Origin of the sequence: Methylobacterium ajmalii, from assembly GCF_036448855.1 — a bacterium.
Classification (GTDB): domain Bacteria; phylum Pseudomonadota; class Alphaproteobacteria; order Rhizobiales; family Beijerinckiaceae; genus Methylobacterium; species Methylobacterium ajmalii.
Map to the genome: position 1 here is coordinate 70947 of NZ_JAZFXT010000023.1, position 26373 is coordinate 97319.

At 72.0% G+C, this 26373-nt stretch carries 28 protein-coding genes and 1 tRNA gene; 12 read left to right on the forward strand and 17 right to left on the reverse strand.

Annotated features, from left to right (window positions below; genetic code table 11):
- Positions 1-52 precede the first annotated feature (52 nt).
- The 8 genes from V3T34_RS09290 to V3T34_RS09325 all read left to right on the forward strand — a co-directional run bounded on the left by V3T34_RS09290 (position 53) and on the right by V3T34_RS09325 (position 11102).
- Positions 53-1099 (forward strand): sensor histidine kinase, encoded by a 1047-nt coding sequence (locus tag V3T34_RS09290; protein WP_305078109.1) that lies wholly within the window; start codon positions 53-55, stop codon positions 1097-1099.
- 879 nt (positions 1100-1978) lie between these two features.
- Entirely contained in the window at positions 1979-2392 is a 414-nt protein-coding gene (locus V3T34_RS09295) for a TadE/TadG family type IV pilus assembly protein (RefSeq protein ID WP_305078108.1), read from the forward strand.
- Positions 2389-4023: a pilus assembly protein TadG-related protein gene (locus V3T34_RS09300; RefSeq protein WP_305078107.1), complete on the forward strand. Its 1635-nt coding sequence runs from the start codon at positions 2389-2391 to the stop codon at positions 4021-4023. Before V3T34_RS09295 ends, V3T34_RS09300 begins: the two co-directional genes overlap by 4 nt.
- 148 nt (positions 4024-4171) lie before the next feature.
- Positions 4172-6619, forward strand: coding sequence for a bifunctional diguanylate cyclase/phosphodiesterase (locus tag V3T34_RS09305; protein WP_305078106.1), 2448 nt, complete (start codon positions 4172-4174; stop codon positions 6617-6619).
- Between the two features lie 156 nt (positions 6620-6775).
- Positions 6776-7588, forward strand: a complete 813-nt coding sequence (locus V3T34_RS09310; protein WP_305078105.1) for a pentapeptide repeat-containing protein — start codon at positions 6776-6778, stop codon at positions 7586-7588.
- Between the two features lie 298 nt (positions 7589-7886).
- A complete protein-coding gene (locus V3T34_RS09315; protein ID WP_305078104.1) occupies positions 7887-8102 on the forward strand; it encodes a hypothetical protein in 216 nt (71 codons plus the stop codon).
- 79 nt (positions 8103-8181) lie between these two features.
- On the forward strand, positions 8182-9732 hold the full coding sequence (locus tag V3T34_RS09320; protein ID WP_305078103.1) for a cation:proton antiporter: 1551 nt from the start codon (positions 8182-8184) through the stop codon (positions 9730-9732).
- A gap of 266 nt (positions 9733-9998) precedes the next feature.
- Positions 9999-11102, forward strand: coding sequence for an alpha-hydroxy acid oxidase (locus V3T34_RS09325; RefSeq protein WP_305078143.1), 1104 nt, complete (start codon positions 9999-10001; stop codon positions 11100-11102).
- 51 nt (positions 11103-11153) lie between these two features.
- On the opposite strand, the gene V3T34_RS09330 is transcribed toward V3T34_RS09325, so the two are convergent.
- Positions 11154-11417, reverse strand: coding sequence for a hypothetical protein (locus V3T34_RS09330; protein WP_048429722.1), 264 nt, complete (start codon positions 11415-11417; stop codon positions 11154-11156).
- A gap of 220 nt (positions 11418-11637) precedes the next feature.
- Between V3T34_RS09330 and V3T34_RS09335 the strand changes: the two genes are divergently transcribed.
- Positions 11638-11778: a hypothetical protein gene (locus V3T34_RS09335; protein WP_175539924.1), complete on the forward strand. Its 141-nt coding sequence runs from the start codon at positions 11638-11640 to the stop codon at positions 11776-11778.
- A 44-nt stretch (positions 11779-11822) separates the two neighbouring features.
- Here V3T34_RS09335 and V3T34_RS09340 read toward each other — a convergent pair whose 3' ends face one another.
- The 3 genes from V3T34_RS09340 to V3T34_RS09350 form a co-directional block, all read right to left on the reverse strand.
- Positions 11823-12299: a hypothetical protein gene (locus V3T34_RS09340; protein WP_305078102.1), complete on the reverse strand. Its 477-nt coding sequence runs from the start codon at positions 12297-12299 to the stop codon at positions 11823-11825.
- A gap of 64 nt (positions 12300-12363) precedes the next feature.
- Positions 12364-12687: a hypothetical protein gene (locus tag V3T34_RS09345; RefSeq protein ID WP_305078101.1), complete on the reverse strand. Its 324-nt coding sequence runs from the start codon at positions 12685-12687 to the stop codon at positions 12364-12366.
- Between the two features lie 341 nt (positions 12688-13028).
- A tRNA-Glu gene (locus tag V3T34_RS09350) sits at positions 13029-13104 on the reverse strand.
- A 479-nt stretch (positions 13105-13583) separates the two neighbouring features.
- Between V3T34_RS09350 and V3T34_RS09355 the strand changes: the two genes are divergently transcribed.
- A complete protein-coding gene (locus V3T34_RS09355) occupies positions 13584-13880 on the forward strand; it encodes a PilZ domain-containing protein (RefSeq protein WP_175539925.1) in 297 nt (98 codons plus the stop codon).
- A gap of 164 nt (positions 13881-14044) precedes the next feature.
- Here V3T34_RS09355 and V3T34_RS09360 read toward each other — a convergent pair whose 3' ends face one another.
- From V3T34_RS09360 to V3T34_RS09370, 3 genes are all read right to left on the reverse strand, one after another.
- Complete coding sequence (locus V3T34_RS09360) at positions 14045-15427, reverse strand: class II 3-deoxy-7-phosphoheptulonate synthase (protein ID WP_305079459.1); 1383 nt, start codon at positions 15425-15427, stop codon at positions 14045-14047.
- Between the two features lie 138 nt (positions 15428-15565).
- Positions 15566-15886, reverse strand: coding sequence for an AzlD domain-containing protein (locus V3T34_RS09365; RefSeq protein WP_305079458.1), 321 nt, complete (start codon positions 15884-15886; stop codon positions 15566-15568).
- Positions 15883-16617 carry an AzlC family ABC transporter permease gene (locus V3T34_RS09370; protein WP_305079457.1) on the reverse strand — a complete coding sequence of 245 codons (735 nt, stop codon included), beginning with the start codon at positions 16615-16617 and terminating at the stop codon, positions 15883-15885. The genes V3T34_RS09365 and V3T34_RS09370 overlap by 4 nt, the downstream gene beginning before the upstream one ends.
- Before the next feature lie 176 nt (positions 16618-16793).
- On the opposite strand from V3T34_RS09370, the gene V3T34_RS09375 reads away from it, so the two are divergent.
- Complete coding sequence (locus V3T34_RS09375) at positions 16794-17615, forward strand: helix-turn-helix domain-containing protein (protein ID WP_305079456.1); 822 nt, start codon at positions 16794-16796, stop codon at positions 17613-17615.
- Between the two features lie 109 nt (positions 17616-17724).
- Here V3T34_RS09375 and gor read toward each other — a convergent pair whose 3' ends face one another.
- The 5 genes from gor to V3T34_RS09400 form a co-directional block, all read right to left on the reverse strand.
- Positions 17725-19122 carry a glutathione-disulfide reductase gene (gene gor, locus V3T34_RS09380; protein WP_305079455.1) on the reverse strand — a complete coding sequence of 466 codons (1398 nt, stop codon included), beginning with the start codon at positions 19120-19122 and terminating at the stop codon, positions 17725-17727.
- A 5-nt stretch (positions 19123-19127) separates the two neighbouring features.
- Positions 19128-20267: an O-antigen ligase family protein gene (locus V3T34_RS09385; protein WP_305079461.1), complete on the reverse strand. Its 1140-nt coding sequence runs from the start codon at positions 20265-20267 to the stop codon at positions 19128-19130.
- Between the two features lie 101 nt (positions 20268-20368).
- On the reverse strand, positions 20369-20902 hold the full coding sequence (locus V3T34_RS09390) for a DUF2059 domain-containing protein (RefSeq protein WP_305079454.1): 534 nt from the start codon (positions 20900-20902) through the stop codon (positions 20369-20371).
- A 62-nt stretch (positions 20903-20964) separates the two neighbouring features.
- Entirely contained in the window at positions 20965-21675 is a 711-nt protein-coding gene (gene rpiA, locus V3T34_RS09395; protein ID WP_091885338.1) for a ribose-5-phosphate isomerase RpiA, read from the reverse strand.
- A gap of 184 nt (positions 21676-21859) precedes the next feature.
- The gene (locus V3T34_RS09400; protein ID WP_060845756.1) at positions 21860-22288 is read right to left on the reverse strand and encodes a hypothetical protein; all 429 of its coding nucleotides are present in this window, start codon (positions 22286-22288) and stop codon (positions 21860-21862) included.
- Between the two features lie 264 nt (positions 22289-22552).
- Here V3T34_RS09400 and V3T34_RS09405 point away from each other — a divergent pair, with 264 nt between their 5' ends.
- Positions 22553-22825 (forward strand): GlsB/YeaQ/YmgE family stress response membrane protein, encoded by a 273-nt coding sequence (locus V3T34_RS09405; RefSeq protein WP_060845757.1) that lies wholly within the window; start codon positions 22553-22555, stop codon positions 22823-22825.
- A 155-nt stretch (positions 22826-22980) separates the two neighbouring features.
- Here the strand turns inward: V3T34_RS09405 and V3T34_RS09410 are convergent, their stop codons facing one another.
- The 5 genes from V3T34_RS09410 to pcaDC all read right to left on the reverse strand — a co-directional run bounded on the left by V3T34_RS09410 (position 22981) and on the right by pcaDC (position 26366).
- Positions 22981-23223, reverse strand: a complete 243-nt coding sequence (locus V3T34_RS09410; protein ID WP_060845758.1) for a YgaP-like transmembrane domain — start codon at positions 23221-23223, stop codon at positions 22981-22983.
- Between the two features lie 127 nt (positions 23224-23350).
- The gene (locus V3T34_RS09415; RefSeq protein WP_305079453.1) at positions 23351-23989 is read right to left on the reverse strand and encodes a glutathione S-transferase family protein; all 639 of its coding nucleotides are present in this window, start codon (positions 23987-23989) and stop codon (positions 23351-23353) included.
- Between the two features lie 107 nt (positions 23990-24096).
- On the reverse strand, positions 24097-24354 hold the full coding sequence (locus V3T34_RS09420) for a hypothetical protein (RefSeq protein ID WP_305079452.1): 258 nt from the start codon (positions 24352-24354) through the stop codon (positions 24097-24099).
- Positions 24355-24428: 74 nt separating this feature from the next.
- A complete protein-coding gene (locus V3T34_RS09425; protein WP_060845761.1) occupies positions 24429-25073 on the reverse strand; it encodes a TetR/AcrR family transcriptional regulator in 645 nt (214 codons plus the stop codon).
- Positions 25074-25184: 111 nt separating this feature from the next.
- Positions 25185-26366 (reverse strand): bifunctional 3-oxoadipate enol-lactonase/4-carboxymuconolactone decarboxylase PcaDC, encoded by a 1182-nt coding sequence (pcaDC, locus tag V3T34_RS09430; RefSeq protein ID WP_305079451.1) that lies wholly within the window; start codon positions 26364-26366, stop codon positions 25185-25187.
- Between the last annotated feature and the right edge of the window lie 7 nt (positions 26367-26373).

Genomic DNA, 26373 nt, shown 5'->3' on the forward strand with positions numbered 1-26373 from the left:
CCGGCCGCGCCTGTAGACCGGTGCCGCCGTAACGCCATCCGCGATCCTGCCCGTGCCGCCACACACCACCGACCCCGCAGCGCTGAGCGCGCAGCTCGAGGAGAGCGCCCACCTGCTCGAGCTCGCCGTCGAGGCCGCGGATCTCGGCCTGTGGTGGTTGAGCCTGGAGGCCGACACGCTCAAGGGCTCGCCGCGCTGCCGGCGCATCATCGGCTTCCCGAGCGAGGCGCCGCTGAGCTACCGGCAGTGGCTCGCCATGCTGCACCCGGACGACCGCGACGAGAACCACCGCCTGGTCCAGGCGGCGTTCGATCCGGCCGGCGACGGGGGCTACCGCACGGCCTATCGGCTGCTGCGGCCGGACGGGCAGGTGGTCTGGATCGCCGCCATGGGCCAAGTCGAGTTCGCCGGGGAAGGGGCGGCGCGGCGCGGCCTCCAGCTCGTCGGCACCTTCCGCGACATAACCGCCGCCCGGCAGGACGAGGAGGCGCGCGCCCTCCTCACGCGCGAGTTGAGTCACCGCATCAAGAACATCTTCGCGGTCGTTACCAGCATGGTGTCGCTGAGCGCCCGGGACTACCCGGAGGCCAAGCCCTACGCGCGGGAGCTGCGCGAGCGGATCGACGCCCTGTCGCGCGCCCACGACTACGTGCGGCCCCACGTCACCGAGGACGGCGCGAGCGGCGGGGCGACGACGACCGTCCAGGGCTTGCTCGACGAGCTCCTGGCCCCCTACCGGGCGACGGGGCCCGACCGCATCCGGATCCGCTGCACAGAGGCCGCGATCGGCGAGCGGTCGGCGACGGCGCTCGCGCTGATCGTCCACGAGCAGGCGACCAACGCCGTGAAGTACGGCGCGCTCGCCGTGCCCGAGGGGATGGTGCGGATCGACGGCACGCGCGACGGCGACACCTACCGCCTGCGCTGGCGGGAGGAGGGCGGTCCTCCGATCGAGCGGGCGCCGGACCGGAAGGGCTTCGGCACGGTGCTAGCGGCCCGCAGCGCCCGCGACCAGCTCGGCGGCGCCATCGCGTACGACTGGGCGGCGACGGGCCTCGTCATCGCGATCGACCTGCCGGTCGAGACCCTGGAGAGTTAGAGCGACTCACGATCGCGTTGCAATCGCGACGCTCTCTAAGTCATTGTTTTGTCGCATTTTTTTCGACGAACCGGATGCCGGTTCGGCGAAGAAAATGCGGCAAAATCGAAATCCGGGAGCGGATCCCGATCGCGGGGTGACCGCACGGTACCGTGGCTCGCAGCCCGATCGATGCGAACGGACGACCTTGTGTCACCCGGGACCTCGTCCCGAGGCATCGGCCCATCCGAGATGGGTCGACTGCGAAGCAGACATCCAGTGGGCGCGGCGATCCCTGGGACCCTCCTTCGAGACCCCCGACCGGTCGCGATCGAAGATCGCCGGCGATCTCCGATCGCCTTCACCTCGCTACGATCTGACGGGTGGGACAGGCAAGCACTGCCGGGGGCACGCCAACGTCGCGTCGCGGGTCGACCCGACGCCGGACCGCGGTCGCAGGGTCATCGGGCAAGACAAGAGTATGCGGGAGTATGGCCCGGCGACGGCGCCTCCTCCACACTGGAGCCGTTATTCCATGTTAAACCGCCATTATGCCGCTCGTGCATGTCGGAACACGACGTGGAAGAACCTTTATTTCAGTTTCGGCGGGACGATGATTGCTCTGTGAAATACCTCACAACGTTTCTTCGGCTTATTCGACAATTCAATCGGCGGTGAGCGCGCCCGGGACGCCGCGTCCGATTGCGGACGGACCGGCGGTTTACCGGCGGATCGTGGTCGGATGCGTACTGCGAGCCTGCGAAAGCAGCGCAAATCCGTCTCGCACCGGATAAGTTCGGATCTTTACTGACGACATTAACTTATGTGAAACCTCCGTGCCGTCAAATCAATTCCAGGTTGATCAACCCGGAGTTGCTCATGCCGGCATCACGTAGGCTCGTGACCGCGTTCGCGCGGCAGCAATCGGGCTCGGCGGCGGTCGAATTCGCGATCGTGGCGCCCGCCCTCCTCGCCATGCTGTTGGGAATCATTGCGTTCGGGAGCTATCTCGGCGTCGCCCACTCCCTGCAGACCGCGGCCAGCGAATCCGCGCGGGCAGCCGTGGCGGGGCTCGATCCGGCCGAGCGGATCGCCCTCGCGACCTCGGCGGCACAACGTAGTGTTGTTGTCGGCTCGGTCCTGCGGGCCGACGCGGTCACCATCGAGGCGAAGCCCGACGACGGCGATCCCAACCTCTTCACCGTCACCCTGCGCTACGACCTGAAGACGACGCTTCTCAACGTCTTCCCCCGCTCGGTGCCGCTGCCCCAGACCCTCTCGCGCTCCGCGAGCATCCGCCGGGGCGGCCTGTGAGGGCGCGGCTCGGACGGCTGCGTGCCGACGAGGCGGGGGCGCTCCTGCCGCTCGTCGCCCTGGTGCTGGCGATGCTGTGCGGCTTTGCCGGCCTCGGGGTCGATCTCGGCCTCGTCTACCTCGAGAAGCGCTGCATCCAGTCGGCGGTCGACCTCGCCGCCCTCGCGGCGGCCCGGGCCAGCGACGGCGCGGCAGCGGCGACGCGGGCCCTCGTCGACAACGGCTACCGCATCCCCGACGACGTCACGGTCGTCCCCGGCACCTACGTCGCCGACCGCACGATCCCGCCCGCGCGCCGCTTCACCCCGGGATCGAGCACCCCCAACGCCGTGCGCATCCACCTCGCCAACACGGTCAGGACCGCCTTCACGCGGATCGTCGGCGGTCCCGCGAGCTTCGTCGTCTCCGGCGATGCGACAGCCCGGCGGGCCGAGCTCGCCTCGTTCGGCATCGGCTCGCGCCTCGTCGGCCTGGACGCCGGCATCGCCAACGCGCTGCTGTCGCGCCTGCTCGGCACGACCGTGTCGCTCTCGCTGATGGATTACCGCGCCCTCGCCGGCCTACGGGTCGATGCCCTGAGCTTCCTGCGCGGCGCCGCCCCCCGGCTCGGCCTCCAGGCCGTGACCTTCGACGACGTGCTGGCCGGCAGCCTGCGCCTGTCGGACTTCGTCGCCCTCCTCGGGCAGGCCGCCGACCCCGCCGGCGGCTCGGGCGCCCGCCCCGCCCTCAACGCCCTGACGGCTGCCCTGAGCGGCACCGGGACCTCGGTGCGCCTCGCCGGTCTGCTTAATGCGGGCGAGATCGGATCGACGCCGTTGGCGCAGACCGGCGAGGCTTTGTGGGTCAACGCCCTCGACATGATCGGCGGGGCGGCCTTCCTGGCCAGTGGCGGGCGCCAGGTCGGGCTCGACCTCGGCACCGCGGTCCCGGGCCTCCTGCGCGCGACGGTCTCGCTGCGCACCGGCGACGCCTGGCGCACCTCGGGCTTCACCGGAATCGGCGGCAGCCTGAGCACGGCCCAGCAGCGCATCCTCGTCGAGCTGTCGATCCCCGGGCCGGTCGGCCTCGTCGACCTCTCCTTGCCGATCATGATCGAGCTGGCGCCGGCCCGCGCCGTGCTGCGCTCGGTCGTCTGCCCGTGGAACGCCTCCGGCGAGCGGACCGCGACGCTCGACGTCTCGACCGGCATCGCCGCCCTGTCGATCGGCGCCGTCCCGACCAACGCCCTCGATCTCGGCAGCCCGCGCGGCGCTCCCGCCCCCGCGACGATCCTCAGGGCGCCGCTCCTCTCCGTCACCGGCGTGTCGTCCGTGCAGCTCGGCGCCTCGACCCGGTCCCTGACCTTCACCGACGACGACATCCGGGCCGGGCGCGTCCGGACCGTGTCGACGACGACGCTCGTCAGTTCGGCGACCGCCTCGCTGCTCGCCAACCTCGACCTCCAGGTCAACGGCCTCTCCCTTCCGGGCGTCATCGATCCGAAGGGTCTCGTCACCGGGATCCTCGGCGCCGCGGCGGGGCCGATCGACAGCCTGCTGTTCTCGATCCTCGGCCTCGCGGGCGTGAAGCTCGGTGCCGCCGACGTGGCGGTCACCGGCACGCGCTGCGGCGGCGCCGTCCTGGTGCAGTGACGCCGGGACCCCGCTTCCACCGTCCGGTCGTCTCCCGCCCCGACGGTCCCTCGCTGCCGCTCTTTCCCCCGCCTTCCCCCCTTCGCCGCGCCGGGCCGATCGCCCGCGCGTGCGCCGGGTCACGCCCGTCTCCCCCGGAGGTCGTCCGATGTACCGCCCGATCGCCTGCCTGGTCGACCAGCACGCCGCCTGGGTCGTCCCGCTCGCCGGCCTGATCTGCTGGGTCTCGCTCCACACGGCCCTGCGCCTCAACCGGCACAGCCTCGACACCGTCGGGATGGGGCGCTGGGTCTGGCTCGTCGTGGCGAGCTTCGCGGCCGGGGCGGGGATCTGGTGCACGCACTTCATCGGGATGCTCGGCTACGACCCCGGCTTCACCATCGGCTACCGCCTCGACGGCACGCTCCTGTCGCTCGCCGCCTCCGTCCTCTCGGTGCTCGCCGCCTTCGGGGCGAGCCGGGCCCGCAACCGGGTCGCCGCCTCGCTCGGCGCCGGGCTGATCCTCGGCTTCGGCGTCGCGGCGATGCACGGGGTCGGCACGCTGAGCCTCCAGGTGCCCGGCACGCTCGCCTTCGACCAGCCGCTGGCGCTCGCCGCCGTCGTGGTCGGCTGCGCCCTCGCCGCCGCCGGATTCGCGGTCCACGGCGGTCGCGCCCGGCCCCATACCCGCCTCGTCGTGGCGAGCGTGCTCACGGCCTCGGTCGCCGCCATGCACTTCACCGCGATGGCCGCCCTGGAGATCGTGCCCGACCTGATGCCGGTCGAGACCGGGGCGATCCTGCCCCGCCTCGTGCTCGCCGCCGGCATCACCACGGTGATGCTCAGCATCCTGGGCTTCGGCGTCCTGGCGCTCTTCGCCGACCGCACCCTGCGGGCCAACGCGGCCCTGCGGGCGAGCCAGACGGCGTTGCGCGTCAGCGAGGAGCGGCTGGCGCTCGCGGTCGATACCGACGGGCTGTGGGACCTCACCCTGACCACCGGGGCGATGTGGCTGTCCGACCGCTGGCAGACGATGCTCGGCTACGCCCCCGGCGAGCTGCCCGGCCGGATCGAGACCTGGCAGGCCCTCGTCCACCCGGGGGAGGCCGCGACGCTGGGACGGCTCCTCGACGAGCACCTGACGGGGCGCAGCGCGGTCTTCGAATGCGAGCACCGCCTGCGCCGGCGCGACGGCACCTGGTGCTGGGTGCTCGCCCGCGGCAAGGTGGTGAGCCGCGACGGCCCCGGGGAGGGCGGGCGGCCGGTCCGCATGGTCGGTCTCCAGGTCGACACCACGCTGCGGCGCGAGGCCGAGCGGCGCATCGCCCACATGGCCCTGCACGACGCCCTGACCGGGCTGCCGAACCGCGTGCTGTTCCGCGAGCGCCTGGGCGGGCGGCTCGCCGGAACCCGGGACCGGCGCGGCGGCGTCGCGGTGCTGGCCTGCGACCTCGATCGATTCAAGGCCGTCAACGACACCTACGGCCACCCGGCGGGCGACGCGCTCCTCAAGGTCGTCGCCGACCGGTTGCGCGGCGTCGTGCGTCACGCCGACACCATCGCGCGGCTCGGCGGCGACGAGTTCGCCATCATCCTCGACGGGATCGACGACCGGCGCTGCGTCGAGGGCATCGCCCGCCGCCTGATCGACGCGGTGGAGCGGCCGGTCCCGCTCGGCGGCGTGGTGGCCGGGGTCGGGATCAGCATCGGCATCGCGCTGGCGGAGGGCGAGACCGATGCCGACGACCTGTTCAAGAAGGCCGACATCGCGCTCTACCGGGCCAAGGCGGAGGGTCGCAACACGTTCCGCCACTACGTGCCGGGGATGGACGAGGCGCTCACCCGCCGCTCACGGCTCGAGCGCGACCTGCATGCGGCTCTCGGGGGAACCGGCGGGCTGACGATGCACTACCAGCCGATCCTGCGCAGCGCGGACGGCACCCTGTGCGGGTTCGAGGCGCTGATGCGCTGGCATCATCCCGAGCTCGGGCTCGTCCCGCCCTCCGAGTTCATCCCGCTGGCCGAGGAGACCGGCCGGATCGTGGCGCTCGGTGCCTTCGCGCTCCACGAGGCCTGCCGCGCGGCGGCGCGCTGGCCCGAGGAGCTGCGGGTCGCCGTCAACGTCTCGGCGCTGCAGCTGCGCCAGCCCGGCCTCGAGCAGACGGTGCTGGCGGCGCTCGCCGGGGCGCAGCTACCGGCGGCCCGCCTCGAGATCGAGATCACCGAAAGCATCCTCGTCGAGGACGATCCCGTCTCGCTCTCCTGCCTGCAGCGCCTGAAGGCGCTCGGCGTCTGCATCGCGCTGGACGATTTCGGCACCGGCTACTCGTCGCTGAGCTACCTGCGGCGGTTTCCGTTCGACCGCATCAAGATCGACCGCTCGTTCATCCGCGACATCGCCGACCCCGACACCGCGGCGATCGTCGGCGCGATCGTCGGGATGGCGGCGCATTTCGGCGCGACCGTCACCGCCGAGGGCGTCGAGACGCAAGCCCAGCGCGAGGCCGTGCGCCTCCTCGCCTGCGCCGAGATGCAGGGCTACCTCTTCGGCCGCCCGGTCCCGGCCCGGGAGGTCGAGGACGCGATCGGCCGCCATGCCGGCCGCAAGGCAGCCTGACCGCGCCCCGGGGCGTGCCGCCGGGCGGTCGAAGTGACGCGGGCGCGCCGGCCCTCCCGGTGGCCCCGGGCGCGCTATCGTGTCCCCCGGGCGCGATCGACCACGCCCGCCAACGATCGGCCGCCGGGCGAACCGGATCGGCCCAGGGAGGGAACGATGCGACGCCTCGCCCCGATGGCGATCTCCGCCGCCGTCCTGGTGGTCCTCGCCGCCGGCCCGGCCCCCGCCGAGCAGGACATGCTGCTGGGCGCCGACATGGCCTCCCCGGCGATGACGAAGGCCGAGATGAGCCGCGCCGACGTCGAGGCGCTGATCGCCCGCGCCTCCGGCCGGCCCGTCGACCTCTCCGACCGGGCGCTGTCGGGCCTCGATCTCTCGGGCCTCGACCTGCGGGGGGCGAACCTCCGGACCGCCCGGCTCAACGCGGCCGACCTGCGCGGAACCGACCTCACCGGCGCCAACCTGGAGCAGGCCTGGATCATCAAGGCCGACCTCTCCGGCGCGAAGCTCGCCGGGGCCCGGATGTTCGGGATCACCGCCCGGGGGGCGAACCTGACCGGGGCCGACCTCAGCCGCGCGGTCCCGATCGGCGACTTCCGCGGCGCAACCATGCGGGGAGCCTCCCTCGTCGGCCTGCGCGGCGGAGCGGACCTGCGCAACCAGTCCATGGGCCTGATGCGGGCGGTGTTCGTCTCGGTGAACCTCGCCGGCGCGAACCTGACCGGGGCCGATCTCGGCCGCGCCCGCCTCGACTTCGCGAACCTGACCGGGGCCGACCTCACCGACGTGGCGCTGACCGGCGCCGATCTGTCGGGCGCCGACCTCACCGGCGCGACCGTGGCGGGGGCCGACTTCCGCAGCGCCGATGTCGGCGGGGCGAAGCTCGTCGACCTCAAGGGCCAGGATCGGGCCCGGGACTGGGCGCAGCGCGTCAACGGCGACCGCGCCGTGGTCCGCCGGGTCGAGTGAGCCGGCTCGGTCCGGCTGCGAGCCCGATTCTCGACCTTCTCCCGGGGCGTGATGCGGCGTCCCTTTCCCGTCGGTCCTCGACCGACGGTACGGTCGCCGGAAGACCCGTTCCGGAAACCACGGGAATAGGGCACCAGCTTCGCCGTCCCGTGCCGATGAAGACTTTTTCGTCTGGCTCGATGCCGACCTCCCTCCCGGCGAGCGGGTTTCGATTCTCGGCAGCAGCGCCCCGCCCTCCGTTACGCTTCCGCAACGGCATCGCCCCGTCCCGGCCGCAATGGAATGGTGTTCACGGCGCATGACCGACCCGACCCGCATCGACTGGAACGCGCCCGCGCAGCTCGTCGTCTGGCCCGGCGACGAGGCCGGGGAGCGCCCGACCACCACCCTGCGCGAGGCGGTGGCCGCCGCCCGCAGCGTGGAGACCGGAACCGTGTGGATCGTGCTCGCCGACGGGCACATCCTGCGGCCGGCCCGGATTGCCGAGCTGCAGGCCGCCCTGCCGCCGTCCTGACGGGGTTTGCCGGGCTGCGCACGCCCGGCAAACCATCGGGAGCTCTCGCGCGTTGCCCACCCCTGCAACCGGAGGGGTGATGCTGATCTTCGAATGGATCGCGGGCGTGCTCGTCGTCGCGGTCCTGCTCGCCGGGGTGGCGCGGCGCCTCGGGGCGCCGTTCCCGGCCTTCCTGGCCGTGGGCGGCGTGGTGCTGGCCTTCGTGCCGCAGGTGCCCCGCCCGGGGCTCGACCCCGACCTGGCGCTGGCGCTCTTCCTCGCCCCGGTCCTGCTCGACGCCTCCTACGACACCAGCCTGCGCGACCTGCGGCGCAACTGGCGGCCGGTCGCCGGCCTCGTCGTCGGTGCCGTCGGCGTCACCACGCTGGCGGTGGCGCTCGTGGCGCGCGCGCTGGTGCCCGACATGCCGCTCGCCGCCTGCATCGTGCTCGGCGCCATCGTGGCCCCTCCCGACGCCGTGGCGGCGCTCTCGGTGCTGGCCCATGTCCGGCTGCCCCATCGCCTCGTCACCATCCTCAAGGGCGAGAGCCTGTTCAACGACGCCTCGTCGCTGCTGATCTACCGCCTGGCCCTGGGCGCGGTGGCGAGCGGCTCGTTCTCGGCTGCGGAGGTCGCCCCGACCTTCCTGATCGGCGTCGTCGGCGGGATCATCGCCGGTCCGCTCCTCGCGCTGCTCTACGTCCGGCTGATGCGCCGCGTCACCGATCCGCCGAGCGCCGTGGTGCTGCAGTTCATCGCCACCTTCGGGCTCTGGCTCGCCGCCGAGCGGGTCGAGGTCTCAGGCGTGCTGACCGTGGTCAGCTTCGGCCTCACCGTGTCGCGGCTCTCGCCCCAGACGATGCCGGCCCATCTGCGGATCACCTCCAACACCGTCTGGGAGACGGCGGTGTTCGTGCTGAACGTGCTGGCCTTCGTGCTGATCGGCCTGCAGATCGGCCCGATCCTCGAAGGCCTGAGCCCGGCCGAGCGGCTCCACTACGCCTTCGTGGCCGCGGCGGTGTTCGGTACCACCGTGGCGGTCCGCCTCGCCTGGGTGCTCGGCGCGCGGATGGTGGCGCGGCTGTGGCACCGGTTCCTCGGGCCGAGCGGACCGCCGCCGGTCGGCCTGCGCTCGGCCACCATCGTGGCGTGGTGCGGCATGCGCGGCCTCATCACCGTCGCGCTGGCGCTCGCGCTGCCGGGGGACTTCCCGCATCGCGACCTCGTGGTACTGACCGCGTTCTGCGTCGTGCTCGGCACCCTGGTGATCCAGGGCCTGACCCTGCGGCCGCTGCTCGGGTGGTTCTCCCTCGGGGACGAGGACCCGGTCGGCCTCGAGATCGGCCGCGCCCGGGCCGCCGCCTACCGGGCGGCCCGCGACAGCCTCGAGGGCGACGACTCGCCCCATGCCGAAGCCCTGCGACGGGAATTCGACGCCGCGCTCAGCGAGGCCGAATCGCACGACGAGGGTCTGGCGCCGGAGAGCCTGCCCGCCGACGGCCTGCGCCGGCGCGCCGTCGAGGCCGCCCGCGGCGTCATCCTGGACCTGCGCGACCGCGGCGAGATCGGCGACGACGCCTTCTTCCGCCTTGAGGAGGAGCTCGACTGGACCGAGCTGAGCGCGACCCCGCGGGAGGAGGTGATCCCGTGAGTCCCGCGCGGCCGGGCCGCGCCGGATGCAGGGCGAAAACGATGGTCAGACCGGAGCGGTTGAGGGTATTTCGGAGGCGCGAGGCTCAATAAGCCCGCGCGCGGAGGATGACCCGCGCGCCAGAACAGACGCACGAGCGAGACGCCATGCAAGCCACCCGAATGCCCTCGTCGCGGCCGCCGTCCTGGACGTCGCGGTTCTTCACGGGCGGCCCCGTCACCTGCATCGAGGACCTGCGGGTGCTCGCCGAGCGGCGGGTGCCGCGGATGTTCTACGACTACGCCGATTCCGGTTCGTACACCGAGGGCACCTACCGGGCGAACGAGGACGACTTCTCCAGGATCAAGCTGCGCCAGCGCGTCGCCGTCGACATGACGAACCGGTCGCTCGCCAGCACCATGGCGGGCCAGCCGGTGAGCATGCCGGTGGCGCTGGCGCCGACGGGCCTGACCGGCATGCAGCACGCCGACGGCGAGATCCTGGCGGCGCGGGCCGCCGCCAAGGCCGGCGTGCCGTTCACGCTCTCGACCATGAGCATCTGCTCGATCGAGGACGTGGCCGAGAATACCGACGCCCCGTTCTGGTTCCAGCTCTACGTGATGCGCGACCGCGACTTCATCGACCGCTTGATCGACCGCGCCAAGGCCGCGCAATGCTCGGCGCTCGTGCTCACCCTCGACCTCCAGATCCTCGGCCAGCGCCACAAGGACGTGAAGAACGGGCTCTCGACCCCGCCCCGGATGACGATCCCCAACATCATCAACCTGGCGACGAAGCCGCGCTGGTGCCTCAACATGCTGCGCACCCAGCGCCGTACCTTCCGCAACATCGTCGGGCACGCGCAGGGCGTGGGCGACCTGCGCTCGCTGTCGTCCTGGACCGCCGAGCAGTTCGATCCGCGCCTCAACTGGGACGACGTCAAGCGCATCCGCGACCGCTGGGGCGGCAAGCTGATCCTGAAGGGGATCCTCGATCCCGAGGACGCGGAACTGGCCGCACAGAGCGGCGCCGAGGCGATGATCGTCTCCAACCACGGCGGCCGTCAGCTCGACGGCGCGCTGTCGTCGATCGAGGCCCTGCCGGGAATCGTCGAGGCGGTGGGCGACCGGATCGAGGTGCTGATGGATGGCGGCATCCGCTCGGGCCAGGACGTCATCAAGGCGCTGGCGCTCGGAGCGCACGGCGTCTTCATCGGCCGCGCCTTCCTGTACGGGCTCGGGGCCGGCGGCGAGGCGGGCGTGACCCAGTGCCTCGACATCATCCGCAAGGAACTCGACGTCACGATGGCGATGTGCGGCCTGCGCGACGTGCGCCAGGTCGACGAGCGGATCCTGGCCGGCAAGCCGGCCTTCGCCAACCGGCCGTACTGAGCCCCGTAAAAAGGCTCCGCCCGGCACGAGGGCCGGGCGGAGCGGAATTCATTACATGCGGTGCATGTGACGGTGCATCATGCGGTGACGCATCATGTGCCGGCGGTGCATCATGTGACGACGATGCATCATGTGGCGGTGCATGCGGTGGTGGCGCATCATCCGGCGCTCGCCGCGGGTCATCTGCACCGTCTCCACCATCGGGGCGGCCTGGATGCCGGCCGGGCTCGCCGGGGCGGCGGAGGCCGCGCCGATGCCGAAGGTGAGGCTGCCGAGAACGGCCGCGGCCGCGAGGCCCAGGGTCATCTTCTTCATCTTGGTGTCTCCTCTGCGCGGCCCCGCCCTGCGGCGGCGCCGGCCCGTTGAGCGGGTCCCTTAAAAGAATCTTCCAACGGTGAAGGTTCCGGCGAACCGACCCTTTTTTCCCGACAGCGGGATTTAAAAAAGTGTTGCCGGGTCCGTATCCGCCCGGGCCCTCGCGCGTTTCCCCCCGCATCCCGACGGGTGCCAAGCCTCACCCCAGGGAGCGCCGACCATGCACGAGGGCATTCGCATCCAGGCCGACGCGGACGGCACCTTCACGCTCTACAGCGACAGCCGGGTGATCCTGCGCGGCCTCACCCGCGAGCGCGCCTATCGCCTGGCCGGCCGGCTCGGCGAATTCGTGGAGTATTGAGGCCCGCGCCGGGTACGCCGCCGGCCGGCATTCAACGATTCCGGCTACTTCCGGCCGGCCCGGATCGCGGTCTCGCGAACTGTCCTGCCGTCGAAGTCGTAGCGGATCTTGCCCGGCCCGTTGCCGAGCTTGTCGAGGACGAAGGCCGGGTGGCCCGTGCCCGGAACGAGTTCGCCGTCCTCCGCGCAGGTCCCGAATGTCGACGTCGCGCGCAGGCCCTCGCGGTCGTAGGTCAGCCACGCATACATGGCCGGGCAGGCATTGCCGCCAGTGAACACCCGCAACAGGACGCTGTCGCCCGATTTCGTCACGACCTCGGGCAGGGATTCGCTATCGATCAGGGCGTCCTTGCCGCCGGGGGCATTGACCACGAGGCCGTGGCCGTTCTCGTTGCCCTCGACGCCGTTGATCTCGATCGACACCTTGCCGCGCGGCATGTCGAGCCAGATCAGGGAAGGCTGGCCCTCGGCCAGGGCTGCCGTGGACGCCATCAGGATCGGAAGAAGAGCTGAGCGGCGCATGTGATCCTGTTCCCTCCTGCATCGCGAAGCGCGTCCGAGCCGCCCGGCGGTCGGACAGCGTGCGCTACGGCTCGGCACCGAGCCTGCCGAGGCGCTCGCAGCCCGCTCTGGTCGCGGCCGGGTTCGCTTTCGCGGTCGCGGTCATGCCGTCGACGGCCGTGTCGTAGAGGCGAGCGAAGGTCGCTGCAGCCATCCCCTTCGAGGTGAAGCGCTTCTGCAGGTCGGCCCGCCGCAAGGCCGCGGCCGCGTGATCGATCTTGCCGCAGGCCATCGCGATGGCGGTGGACTGGCCGCTCGCCGTGACGACGGCCTCGTCGTCCCGGGGGTCGATGACCTGAGCCCGCGACGGTCCGGACAAAAGCAGCACCGCTGCGAGGACGATCGCCATCTGGCGTGGCTGGCAGGTCATGTCCGGCTCCCTCCCGCGATCCGGCTTCGCCCCGCACCCGGAGCAATCCCTCGGACCGCGACCGAATAGCCCGCCGCGTCGGCGGCGGCCATTAGTACCGGTGAGCTATGGACGCGCCGCCGCCGCCGGGGCAGGCGGGCACAACCTGCTTGAGACAGGGGATTCGACCGGCGATGCCCTTCGACGCGGGGCAGGGGAGGGTCTCGGCGGGCCGGGCTGCGGCAAGCGGACGGCATCTGCGCTCGCCCGCGCCATGGGCCAACACAGCCATCTCACAAGGTCGAAGATGAACCCGCGGCCAAAACAACTCTTCGAAGAGTTGGCGCTCCCAAGGGGACTCGAACCCCTGTTTTCGCCGTGAGAGGGCGACGTCCTAGACCGCTAGACGATGGGAGCTATCCCGGCGGGATGGCCGGTGTATAGCGACGGTCGGGTCGGGGCGCAAGCCGTGGAGCCGGCAAATCGGGCCATCCCCGCTCCTGCACCGCCGGGAGCGACGCATTCGGTGGACCGAGGCATGCCGCCGGACGGCCGGATGGAAGGGCCCGTCCGTCCCAGCCTTCCCGCCATCCGCGCCGATGCTCGGAAGTCCACGCGATGCAGCACGGTTCGCCGGCCGTCGGAGCGTGCGATCTCGCCCGGGGCCCGAGGCCCTTTCGCTTATGCCTTACGATATAAGCATCGGACAGATCCGGTGCGATACTCGTCAATCGTCGTAAATATGTTTTAACTATCAGGAAATATGCGATATTCGACGTGAAATAATAACGTCATACCCTGGGTAACAGGGCGCACCGATCGTGATAGGTCGCCACTCCGACAGGATACAGGGCGCAGAATGAATGACAGGCGACGCGGCTGGGACGAGGGGAGAGTTGCAGAACGTTACGGCATTTCCCGTCCGGGATGCCAGGATCGATCCCCGCTACCCCACCTCGATGCCGGCAACGGTCCTGCCGTCGTTCCACGACCGGATCCCCTGCGTCATTCGCGATCTCTCGAATGGTGGCGCCAGAATCGGCCTGCCCCCCCGCTATGCGCTCCCGGGCCGCTTCTGGATCGTCGTCTGGCACGTCGAGATCACCCGCCGGGCGCGGCTTGTCTGGCGGTGCGGCGCGTTCGCCGGGATCGCGTTCGAACGGCCGCTCGGACGTCCGTCGCGTCTCCGATGAGCGAGGGCGATGGTCGCGCTCGCCGCGACGCGGCCGTCCGGCACCGCGGCGGAGGCCCGGACACGGCATCGGAGATTGTCGCCCGATACAAAAAAGCCCGGGAGGGGCGCCGCCGGCCGGCGGCGCCCCTCCCGGGCCGAGCCCGTCCCGATCGGGCGAGGTGCCTATTCGGCGGCCTCGATCCGGGGATGCTCGTGCTGCCTGCGCTCGCGCTTGACGAGGTCGGCGGTCAGGAACGCCACCTCGAGCGCCTGCTCGGCGTTGAGGCGCGGGTCGCAATAGGTGTGGTAGCGGTCGCGCAGGTCGTCCGCCGTCAGCGCCCGGGCGCCGCCCGTGCACTCCGTGACGTTCTTGCCCGTCATCTCGAGGTGGATGCCGCCCGCATGCGTCCCTTCGGCCTGGTGGATGTCGAAGAAGCCCTGGATCTCCTTCATCACCCGCTCGAACGGCCGGGTCTTGTAGCCGCTCGCCGTCACGGTGTTGCCGTGCATCGGATCGCAGGACCACACGACCTTTCGGCCCTCGCGCTCCACCGCCCGGACGAGCGCCGGGAGGTGATCGCCGACCTTGTCGGCGCCGAAGCGGCAGATCAGGGTCAGGCGCCCGGCCTCATCGGTCGGGTTGAGCAGGTCGACGAGCCGGATCAGGTCGTCGGCCTTCAGCGACGGGCCGCATTTGAGGCCGATCGGGTTCTTGATGCCCCGGGCGAACTCGATGTGGGCGTGGTCGGGCTGGCGGGTGCGGTCGCCGATCCACAGCATGTGGCCCGACGTGGCGTACCAGTCGCCGCTGGTCGAATCGACCCGGGTCAGGGCCTCCTCGTAGCCGAGCAGCAGGGCCTCGTGGCTGGTGAAGAAATCGGTCTGGCGCACCTCCTGGTGCGTCTCGGGGTTGATGCCGATCGCCCGCATGAAGTCGAGGGTCTCGGTCATGCGCTGGGCCAGGTCGGCATAGGCCGAGGACTGGGGCGAGTCCTTGACGAAGCCGAGCATCCAGCGATGCGCGTTCTCGAGGTTGGCGTAGCCGCCGGTCGCGAAGGCGCGCAGCAGGTTCAGCGTCGCGGCTGACTGGCGGTAGGCCTCGGTCTGGCGGTTCGGGTTCGGCACCCGCTCGGACTCCGAGAAGCCGATGCCGTTGACGATGTCGCCGCGGTAGCTCGGCAGCGATACCCCGTCGACGGTCTCGACCGGCGAGGAGCGCGGCTTGGCGAACTGCCCGGCGATGCGCCCGACCTTCACCACCGGCGAGCCGCCCGCGAAGGTCAGCACCAGCGCCATCTGCAGGAAGACTCGGAAGAAATCGCGGATGTTGTCGGCGGAATGCTCGTCGAAGCTCTCGGCGCAGTCGCCGCCCTGAAGCAGGAACGCCTCGCCGGCCGCGACCTTGGCGAGGTTCTGCTTCAGCTTGCGCGCCTCACCGGCAAACACCAGCGGAGGAAAGCTCGCGAGCTGCCGCTCCACCGCCGAAAGGGCCGCGGAATCCGGATAATCCGGGACCTGCTGAATCGGCAGCCGCCGCCAGCTCGTGGGGGTCCAACGCTCGCTCATCGTCCTCTCCTACCGCACCTCTTCGATAACCGGTCAGGTCGGTCGCGGAAGCCGGGCTTATAGGGGGGTTTGCGACGCGGCGCGAGAGGGGCGCTCCTCGCGAATTGCAGCCCTGCCGTACGGCTGGTGCCGTTAGAGCTACGGCAGGACTGCCTTGAACAGCGCGAAGGCGCACAATCCCGACAGCACCGTGAAGAACAGGCTGCGGCCGAGGAGGCCGACGGCGAGGGCGGCCGCGGCGGCGAGGGCCGAGACGCTCCAGCCGCCCGCGGTGCGGGCGGGATGCACGATCAGGTCGACGGCGACGATTGCCGCCATGATGGCGGAGGGCACGAAGCCGAGCCACAGCACCGCCGCCCGCGGCAGGGGACGCCGCGACAGGAACAGGATCGGCCCGGCGCGGGCGCACAGGGTGACGGCGGCGCCGAGCCGGATCGCCGTGACGAGGGTGCCGTTCATCGGACCTCCGCGGTGCGGGTCGCCGTCGCGGCGGTGGCGGCCGTCGCCCCGGCGACCGCGCCGACGAGGAGGGCGACGTTCGGCGGCAGGATCGCGAGCGCCGCCGCCGCGGCGCTTGCCGCGACCGCGACGCAGACGAGGTCCGACGCCCGGCTGCGGCTCGCCAGGACCGTGAGCAGCAGGAGCCCGACGAACATGGCGGTGAGCCCGAAGGACAATCCGTCCGCGACGGCGGCCGGCAGGGTCCGGGCGAGGACCGCCCCGAGGCCGTTCGCCGCGATCCAGTTCAGGTAGGCGGTGAGGTTGACCCCCAGCAGCCACCGGAACGGCAGCGCGCCGTGCCGGACGGCATGCCCGGAGGCGACCGCGAAGGTCTCGTCGGTGAGGAGCGCGCCGCCGACGCATTTCTGCAGCGCGGTCTGGCCGCGGAAGTAAGGCGCCAGCGCCGCGCTCATCAGCAGGTAGCGGACGTTCACCAGCAGGATCGCGGCGGCGATCGCGAGCGGCCCGGCGCCCGCCGCCGTCATGCCGTAGACCAGGAATTGTGCGGAGCCCGCGTAGAGCAGCCCGGCGAGGAGGAGGATGTCCGGGATCGAGAACCCGGCCAACGTCCCGACGCCGCCGGCGGCAAAGCCGATGCTCCAGTATCCGAGGACGGTGGGAAGACAGGCCGCGACCCCCTGCACGAACGGGCCGCGGGGCGGAGGGTCGATCGGGATTCCAGGGGGCATCGCGTTCCTCGCCGGCCTTCCGGACCGGCCCCGTGCCGGGCGACCGTCGCCGCTGCGGCAGGACGCCTACCCGCCCGGGGGCCGCCGCCGATAGGACGGACCTGCTCTTGGGAAAATCCTGCGGTCGACCCACCCCGGGCGCGGCACTACACCGACGGTACTCGGGCGATACGGCGATGACGGACAGGATCGAGCTCTGGCACGACAGCGGCATCCTCGGCGGGATCGACATCCTGCGGGCGGAATGCCGGACCTGCCGCTACGGCGCGCACGCGCACGATGCCTTCGTGATCGCGGCGTTCCGGGCCGGAGCCCAGAAGTACAGCATCGCCGGGACGCACGGCGTGGCCTCGCCCGGAACGGTGATGATCATCCCGCCGGGCGAGATGCATACCGGGGAGAGGGCGGCACGGGACGGCGGCTGGACCTATTCGGCCCTCTACCCGGGCGTCGCGGCCCTCGAGACTCTGTCGGACGGGTTCTTCAACCGCGGCACGCTCGATCTCGGGGCGGGAGGCCTGATCGAGGATGCGGCGCTGGCGGGGGCACTCGTGTCGGCGATCGACGTCGCCTCCCGCCCGGTCGAGGCGTTGCGCCGGCAGGAGGCGATCTGCCGGGCGCTCGCGCTCCTTCTCCGCCGCCACGGGCAGCGCGCGGGCCGGTCGATCCCGGGGCCGCCGCCGACGGCCCCGATCCGGCGCGACATCGACTACGTCATGGCCAACCTCGATCACCGCCTGAGCGTCGAGGACGTGGCCGCCGCGGTCGGGCTGAGCCCGTTCCACGTCATGCGGCTGTTCAAGGCCCGCACGGGCATGACCGTGCACCAGTTCGTCGTCCACCGGCGGCTGGAGGCCGCGCGGGCAGCCCTGGCGACGGGCGCAGCGCCGGCGGAGGCGGCGGCCCGCTTCGGCTTCTACGACCAGAGCCACTTCACCGGCCATTTCCGGCGCGCCTTCGGGACGACCCCGCGGCGCTACGCCGATGCCTGCCGGTAGCGGCCGCTCTCAGCGGACTTGCGTTGGCGGGCCAACGCGTCGTCCGCTCGGGTGATTATCGTGTCGCGGGTTTTCGCCGCAAACCGGTGACCAGTTTTGCGAAATCAGCTCAGCCCACCGCCACCGGCTGCTTGACCACCGAGGGCGTGCGCATCGTCACCAGTTCCTCGCCGGCCGTCGGGTGGACCGCGATCGTGCGGTCGAAATCGGCCTTCTTGGCGCCCATCGTCACCGCGATGCCGACGGCCTGGATGATCTCGCCGGCATCGTGGCCGAGGACGTGGACGCCGACCACCCGGTCGCTCGCGCGATCGACGATGACCTTCATCAGGATGCGCTCGTCGCGGCCCGAAAGCGTCGCCTTCATCGGCCGGAAGCGGGCCTCGTAGACGTCGATCTCGCCGTGGAGGCGGCGTGCCACCTCCTCGCCGTGGCCGACGACGCCGATCTCGGGGGTCGAGAACACCGCGGTCGGGATCAGGTCGTGGTCGACCGCCCAGGGCTTGCCGCCGAACACCGTGTCGGCGAAGGCGTGGCCCTCGCGGATCGCGATCGGGGTGAGCGCGGCGCGGTTGGTGACGTCGCCGACGGCGTAGATCGACGGGGCGACGGTCTGCGAGAAGCGGTCGACCGGGATCGCCCCTGCGGCATCGAGCTCGATGCCGGCCTTCTCCAGCCCGAGCCCGGCGACGTTCGGGCGCCGCCCGGTCGCCACCAGCACCTGGTCGACGAGGAGTTCGCTGCCGTCGCTCAAGGTGGCGAGAATCGCGCCGTCGCGCCGGTCGAGGCGGTGGACGGTGGTGTTCAGGCGCAGGTCCATGCGCTTGGCGTAGGCCTCGCCCAGCGCCTGGCGGATCTCGCCGTCGAAGCCGCGCAGCAGCCGGTCGCCGCGGTGGAGCAGGGTGGTGCGCGTGCCCAAGGCCGCGAACACGCCCGCGAACTCGACCGCGATGTAGCCGCCGCCGACCACCAGGATCCGCTCGGGCCGGGTTTCCAGCTCGAACACCTCGTTCGACGTGATGGCGAGCTCGGCGCCGGGGATCAGCGGCTCCTTCACCGGGTGGGCGCCGACCGCGATCAGGATGTGGCGGGCGCGCACCAGGGAGCCGGAGCGGACCAGCCGCACCGTGTGCGGGTCCTCGATCACCGCCCGGTCGGCCACGACCTCGACGCCGGCCCGCATCAGGTTGGTGGCGTAGATGCCCTCGAGCCGGGTCACCTCGGCGTCGCGGCGGGCCTTGAGGACCGCCCAGTCGAAGCGCGGGGTGCCGACCTCCCAGCCGAAGCCGGCGGCGTCCTCGAACTCGTCGCGGAAGCGGCCGGCATAGACCATCAGCTTCTTGGGCACGCAGCCGCGGATCACGCAGGTGCCGCCGACCCGGTACTCCTCGGCGAGCTGCACCCGGGCGCCGTAGCCGGCGGCGATGCGGGCGGCCCGCACGCCGCCGGAGCCGCCGCCGATCACGAACAGGTCGACGTCGAAGGCGTCGTTGCGGGTCTCGGTCATGGCGCTCACCGCTCGTGCGTTGGGTCTTGCGAGTGATAGGGCAGGGCGCGCAGCCAGGCGATGGCCGCGCCGACGCCGGCGGTCCACCAGGCCTGCCAGGCGCCATGCTCGACGAAGGCGACGATCCCGGCCCCGGCGAGCAGGGCCAGCGCCATGGTGCGGGCGGTCGCGGTCCAGCCCGCGACCGCCCGCAGGGTCAGCAGGAGGACGAGGGCGGCGAGCGCGGCACCGACCACCCCGAGCTCGGCCCAGACCTGCAGGAAGCTGTTATGCGGGTGCCCGACCGCCAGCATGAAGCGCATCTCGGGCTCGACCCGCTCGGCGACCGGCACGTCCTGGAACCGCGCGCTGGTGCCGTAGCCCGCACCCCGCCACGGATCGGCGGCGACCGCCGCGCCGAAGCTGCGGGCGATGGCGACCCGGGCCCGGGTGCTGCTGCCGGCGAGCCGCTGGTGCAGGGCCTCGGGCATCGTGCGGGCCAGGAGGTCGCCCTCGACGGGGGCGAGGACCAGAGCGCCGAGGAGCGCGGCCCCGGTCAGCCCGAGGCCGAGCCGCGCCGGCAGCCGGCGCAGGGCGAGGAAGGCGAGGGCGCCCGCGGCGAGCCCCAGCACCGTGGCGCCGCTGACCGAGCGCCAGGCCGCCGCGGCGAAGATCGCGAGCGCTGCGGCCGCGAGCACCCGCCGGCCGGTGGCCGCGAGCACGAGGGCGAGCGGGCCGACCAGCAGCATCATGGTGAGGAGCGGCCGGTTGAACGCGAAGGCGGCGACGCGCTGGCCGAGCGCCTCGCGGATCACCAGGCCGGAGGCGAGATCGGCCATGACGTAGAGGCAGGTCGCGACCAGGATCCAGGCCGCCGGCGCCGCGACGCGGCCGAGATGCGGCGGCGCGAGGCGCGCCACCAGGTAGGCCCCGAGCAGGGCCGGCAGGAACTCGGACAGGGTGCGCAGCGACAGGCCGGGCAGCGGGCTCCAGGCGAGGCTGATGCCGCACCAGGCCAGGAAGGCCAGGGCGGCGACGCCGACCGGCGTCGCCAGCGGCGCCAGCAGGAGCGCCCGCACCGGCCGGCCGGAGGCGGCCGCACCGGCGAGCAGCAGGAGCCCGGCGAGGCCGACCACGACCGGGCTCGACCGGTTGGCGACCGCCATGCAGGCCGGCAGGGCCGCGATCACGACGGCGCCGAGACGATCGAGAGTGGCGGCCCTCCCGCCGGCTGGCGAGGCCGATGTCCCGGCGGATGCCGCGCCGATCACTGAAGCTGGTGGCCGCGCTTGCCCATCTCGGCCCGGACCCGGACCATCATGTATTCGGAGACCTCCTGGGTCCAGGTCTGCATCGCCTGCACCATGTCGTCGAGGACCTGGGGCTGGGTCTCGACGTAGCGCTTGCCCGCCGGCGAGCGGAAGAAGGTGGCGACGTCGCGCAGCTCCGCCTCGGTGAGCTTGTTGGCGTAGATGCGCGAGGCGGTCTCGATGATGCGCTGCTTCTGCAGCTCGAGCTCGGGCTGCAGCTTCTCGAGGACCTCGCCCAGGTCCTTGCTCAGCTCGGGCCGGGTGACCGCCGCCTGCTTGATCTGCTCGCCGAAGGCCGGGAGGATCGAATCGAACGAGCGGGCAATGCCGGAGGAGAGCATCACCTCCTTGGCGAGCGCCAGGTGGCTCGGGGTGATCGTGCCCGCCTGCGGGGCGGCGGGGGACGCCGGCTTGGTCTGGGCGAGGGCGGGGGTCGCCAGGGACGCGGCGAGCAGGCCCGCCAGGAGGATACGGGAACGGCGCGGGGACATCGTGTTGCTCCGGAAGGCGGCGCCCGCACGGGGGCGGCCGCGACGAGGATGGGGAGGGCGCGTCAGGCCGCCCCGAGGGTGACGATGCGGGGCTGGCCGTCGGCCGCCTCCGCGACGATCGCGCCGGTGGCCAGCCCGATGAACAGGCCGTGCTCGACCACGCCCGGCACCGCGACGAGGGCGCGTCCCAGCGCCTCCGGGTCGGGGATGCGGGACAGGCCGGCATCGAGGATGAAATGCCCGCCATCGGTGACGAAGGGCGCGCCGTCGGCGCCCTTGCGCACGGCGAGCGGCCCGGCGCAGCCGGTGGACCGGAGCGCCGCCGCGACCGCCAGGGTGGTGGCGACGAGGCCGAAGGGCACCACCTCGATCGGCAGGGGGAAGCGCCCCAGCGTCTCGACGCGCTTGGCCCCGTCGACGATCACCACCATGCGGCGGCTCGCCGCCGCCACGATCTTCTCGCGCAGGAGCGCACCGCCGCCGCCCTTGATCAGGCGGAGCTGCGGGTCGATCTCGTCGGCGCCGTCGATCGTCAGGTCGAGGTCGGGCGTGGCGTCGAGGGTGGTCAGCGGGATGCCGGCGGCCTCGGCGGCCCGGGCTGTCGCCTCGGAGGTCGGCACCCCGACGACGGTGAGGCCGGCCCGCACCCGCTCGCCGAGCAGCTCGACGAAGAGCGTCGCCGTCGAGCCCGTGCCGAGGCCGAGGCGCATCCCGTCCTCGACCAGGCCGACCGCCCGGGCGGCGGCGGCGCGCTTGAGCTCGGCGGGGCTCAACGCCGGCCCCCGCAGGACGAACGGATGAAGGCAATCAGCATGGCATCCCGCCGCATGTGGTCTGAGGTCGGCGGGTCCGAAAACGGCCGGCCCCGCCGATCGAGAGGCCCCTAGCACGCGGTCGGGGGAGGCGGAAGCGGCGTTGCCGCGCTGCGGCGCCGGGCCGGCCGAAGCGGCTTGGCGTTCAGGGCTTGGTCGCCGGGGTCGGAGCCGCCCCGGTCCGCGGAGCCTCGCTGCCGGCATTGCCCTGCGGCGTGCACACCACCGCGTCGTCGAGGACGTAGCAGATGCTCATCGCGCCGGTGCGGTGGTTGACCCGGAAGACGCCGGCCTCGCGCAGGTGGCGCGACGCCACCAGGCCGTACTCGGACGGGGCCTGCGGACCGGCGCCCTCGCCGGGTCCGAAGCACAGGGTGGTGCCGATCGTGTTCTCCTGCAGGCCGTACTGGCAGGAGATGACCTCGCCGGTGGCCTTGTCGACCCGGTAGACCCGGTTGAGGTCGGCCTGGGGGGCCGGCACGAACTCGTAGGACGCCGCGTGCGCCGCGCCCGCCAGCAGCAGGCCCGCCGCCGCCCCGGCCGCCCGGACCCGATAACCCGTTCTCCCGCGCATGGCGCGCCGCTCCTCGACACCGTGGCCCGACGGACCCGCGCGCCCGCACGGCGCGACGGCCGACTCGTCCGCCTGCGCGCGTTATATCCTACTCCGGCTTGTCCCGGGCTTGGCACCCGGATCCCGGGTGGAGGGCGCCGGCCCTTTCCGCCGTCGGACAGTCCGGGCAGGACAGGAAAAGCCAGACAGTCCCGCCTTCCGGCGCAACCTCGGCCCGGCCCGTGCGTTTCATCAACATAGAAGCGGAGCCGAAGGGCAGCCCCCATGCTTGCGATCCTGTGGACCATCATCATCGGCTTCGTCGCCGGTGTCATCGCCAAGTTCCTCATGCCCGGCACGGCCAACGAGCCGAGCGGCTTCATCATGACGACGCTGCTCGGCATCGTCGGCGCCTTCGTGGCGACCTTCCTCGGGCAGGTCACCGGCTGGTATCCGCCGAACGAGGGCGCCGGCCTGATCGCCTCGGTCGTCGGCGCGGTCGTCGTGCTCGCGATCTTCGGCCTCATCCAGGGCCGCCGCCGCACCACCGTGCTCTGATTTCTCGACGGCCGGCGGGATCTTCCCGCCGGCCTTTCCTTACCGACGAACAAAAGACCCGCGCCGGGATGCCGGCGCGGGTCTTTTGTTCGTCTGTCGCGAAGAACGATCCCATGGAGATCCGGGGCACCCGCGGGCGCCCCGGAATCGTCCGATCAGATGCGAGCCGGGCTGTGCCCGCTATCGTTCATCAGCGACTTGGCGGCGCAATGGCCGGTGGCGCCGCGGATCGCCAGGAGCGAGCCGGCGACCAGGGCCGCGAGGCTCAGGAACTTGTTCGGCCGGGGCTGAGCCGCCGCCGCGGCGAGGCCGAGGCCGAGCACGACCGAGATGGTGCGCTCCTTGGTGGTCAGGTTGCGCTCGCCGCTGAAGACGTCGTGGATCAGGTCGCTGGCCATGGTGGACTCCGTGTGGCTGGGGCGCGGAGGATTTCCGCTGCGTCGCGGTGCGAACGCGGGCGGAGGCCGGACGTTCCCGGCGACGTGGGCCCTCCTGCGCCTCTCCCCGGCGGAACGTGGGGTCGGATCAGCCTTGCTGCATCTCGGCGTGGATCCGGTCGTCGATCTCCCGGGCGCGCACGGCCGCCGGACGGTCGACGAGACGGGCGACATAGGCCTCGTAGGCCGGGCGCCGCTCGATCGAGCCGAACTGCATGCCCCAGATCAGATGGGAACCGACATAGAGGTCCGCGGCCGAGAAGCGCCCTCCGGCGAGGTACTCGCGGCCCGAGACGGCGCCCTCGAGGGCATCGAGGACTTCCGCCATGCTGCCGTAGCCGACCATGGCGCGCATCCGCGGCTCGTCCGGCACCACGACGCCGAGCGCCTTGTCGGTGACCGCCGCCTCGACCGGGCCGGCGGCGAAGAACAGCCAGCGGTAATAGGCGCCGCGCTCGGGATCTCCCACGGCCGGGGCGAGGCCGGACTGCGGGAAGGCATCGGCCAGATAGGCGCAGATCGCCGCCGTCTCGGTCACGGCGACGCCGCGATGGACCAGGGCCGGCACCTTGGCGAGGGGGTTGATGGCCCGGTAGGACGCGTCCTTCATCGTTGGGCCGTAGCCGAGGATCTCGGTGCGGTAGGTCGCCCCGACCTCCTCCAGCATCCAGCGGACGATCCGCCCGCGGGACATCGGATGGGTGTAGAAGACGAGTTCGTCGGTCATGGGCTGCCTCCCTGCGCGGGGAGGGAAGCAGCCCGGTCGGTGATTCGCAAGCCGAAGCCGCCTGCCTCACGGCGCGGGACGCGCCGTCATCGGCCGACCGGCTACGCCTAGCCCCGCTGCGGCCGCAGGACCCCGTCGGTCGTCTTCGGGTCGGCGGCCGGCGCGGAGGGCCGCACGGTGCCGGTCGTGTCGGCGTCGCCCGGGCGGACGCGCTCGGGGAGCGTCTCGTGGGCGGGCGGCATGTTGGGAGCCGTCTCGCGGCTGCGCTGGGGGCTGTCGGCGAGCGGCTTGTCGACGACCTGCGCGACCACCGGCGAGGCGGCCAGGACGGCGAGCAGGACGAGACGGCTGGTGCCTCGGGTCATCGGGCTGTCCTCCGCGACTGTGACGGGTCTTCACGAGGAGCAATCGACCGGCGGCGGATCCGGTTCCCGGCCGGTCAGCGCAGGGCCAGCATCCCGACGACCGCGTCCCCGACCATCCGCTTGTGGCGGGCGCGCAGTTCCGGCGCGTCGAGGTCGACGGAGAAGATCGCCCCGAAGGTGTGGCGGTTCGAGACCCGGAAGAAGCAGAGCGCGCTGATCATCAGGTGGACGTCGAGGGGATCGACGTCGGCGCGGAACACCCCGTCGGCCTGCCCGCGGGCGATGATGTCGGTGATGGTCTGGATCACCCCGAGGTTGAGCCCGCGGATCGTCTCGGAGCCCGAGAGGTGCTCGGCCCGGTGGATGTTCTCGATCGCGACGAGGCGGATGAAGTCCGGATGGGCCTCGTCGTACTCGAAGGTGAATTCGACGAGCCGGCGGATCGCCTCGGCGGGCGCCAGGTTGCCGAGGTCGAGGTCGGCCTCGACCTGGCGGATGTCGGCATAGGCCTTCTCCAGCACCGCGAGGTACAGGCCCTCCTTGCCGCCGAAGTAATAGTAGATCATCCGCTTCGACGTGCGGGTGCGCTCCGCGATGGCGTCGACCCGCGCACCGCTGAGCCCGAAGGCGGAGAACTCTTCCGTCGCGACCGCCAGGATGTCGGCCCGGGTCCGCTCGGGGTCCTTGGTGCGGGGAGGGCGGGGCGTGACGGCGTCCATGGTCCGGAGGGTTCGGGGAGCGATGGGGGGCGGCAGGAGGCAGCCGGAATGCCGCCTGCTCTACCACCCTGCCCGCCGCGGTGCATCCGGTCAGGCGAGTTCGTCGTCCGGTCAGGCGATCTCGTCGCCCAGCACGTCCCGGGCCCAGCGGAACGCGCCGTTCGCCGCCGGCACGCCGGCATAGATCGCGGTCTGGATCAGCAGCGCCTGCAGTTCCGCCACGGTGACGCCGTTGCGCAGGGCCGGGCGGACATGGAGCTTGAACTCCTCCTCGCGACCGAGCGCCACCATCATGGCGAGCGTCACGAAGGACCGGGTCTTCCACGGGATGCGCGGGTCGCCCCAGACCTCGCCCCAGGCGGTGCGGGTGATGAAGTCCTGCCAGGGCCCGGCGAAGTCGCCGGCCGCGGCCAGCGAGCGCTCGACATGGGCCTCGCCGAGCACGCTCTTGCGGTTGGTGAGACCGGTCTCGAACGCGACCGCTCCCGTCGCCGTCTCGGGCGCTCCGCGGTGCCGGTCGAGGAAGCCGAGGAGATGGGCGGCGGTGGCGGCCGGCTGCTCGACGGAAAGGAGGTGGGCGGCGTTCGGCAGCACCACCAATTCGGCGTGGCGGATGCCGTCGCAGATCTCCTGCGCCATGGCGGGCGGCGTCGCCGGGTCGTCGCGGCCGGCGATGACCAGGGTCGGGGCGGTGATGCGGTCGAGCACCGGGCGCAGGTCCATGCGGCCGATGGCGTTGCAGCAGACCGCGTAGCCGGCCGAATCGGTGCCGGTGAATTGGGCATGCACCGGCGCCACAGCATCGGGGGACTTGGCGGGGAAATCGGGCGTGAACCAGCGGGTCATCGTCGCCTCGACGATCGCCGCCGTGCCCTTCTCGCGCACGAGCGCGGCGCGCTCGTTCCACGACGCCTCGCTCGGCATGAAGGCCGCGGTCGCCATCAGGGTCAGGCTGATCACCCGGTCGGGATGGCGGCTCGCCGCCGCCTGCCCGGTCATGCCGCCGAGCGACAGGCCGACGACATGGGCGCGGGGGATGTTGAGCGCGTCGAGGAGCCCGATCAGGTCCTCGGCGAGATCCGCGACCTCGATTTGGGTGTCGCGCACCTGCGAGGCGCCGTGGCCGCGGGTGTCGTAGCGCAGCACCCGGTAGCGGCCCCGCAGGTAGGGCATCAGCGGGTCCCACATCGCCAGCGAGGTGCCGAGCGAGTTGGAAAAGACCACCACCGGCGCGCCGCTCGGACCGGACAGCTCGTAGTTCAGAAGGGTGCCGTTGGCCTCGATCTGGGGCATGGGAACC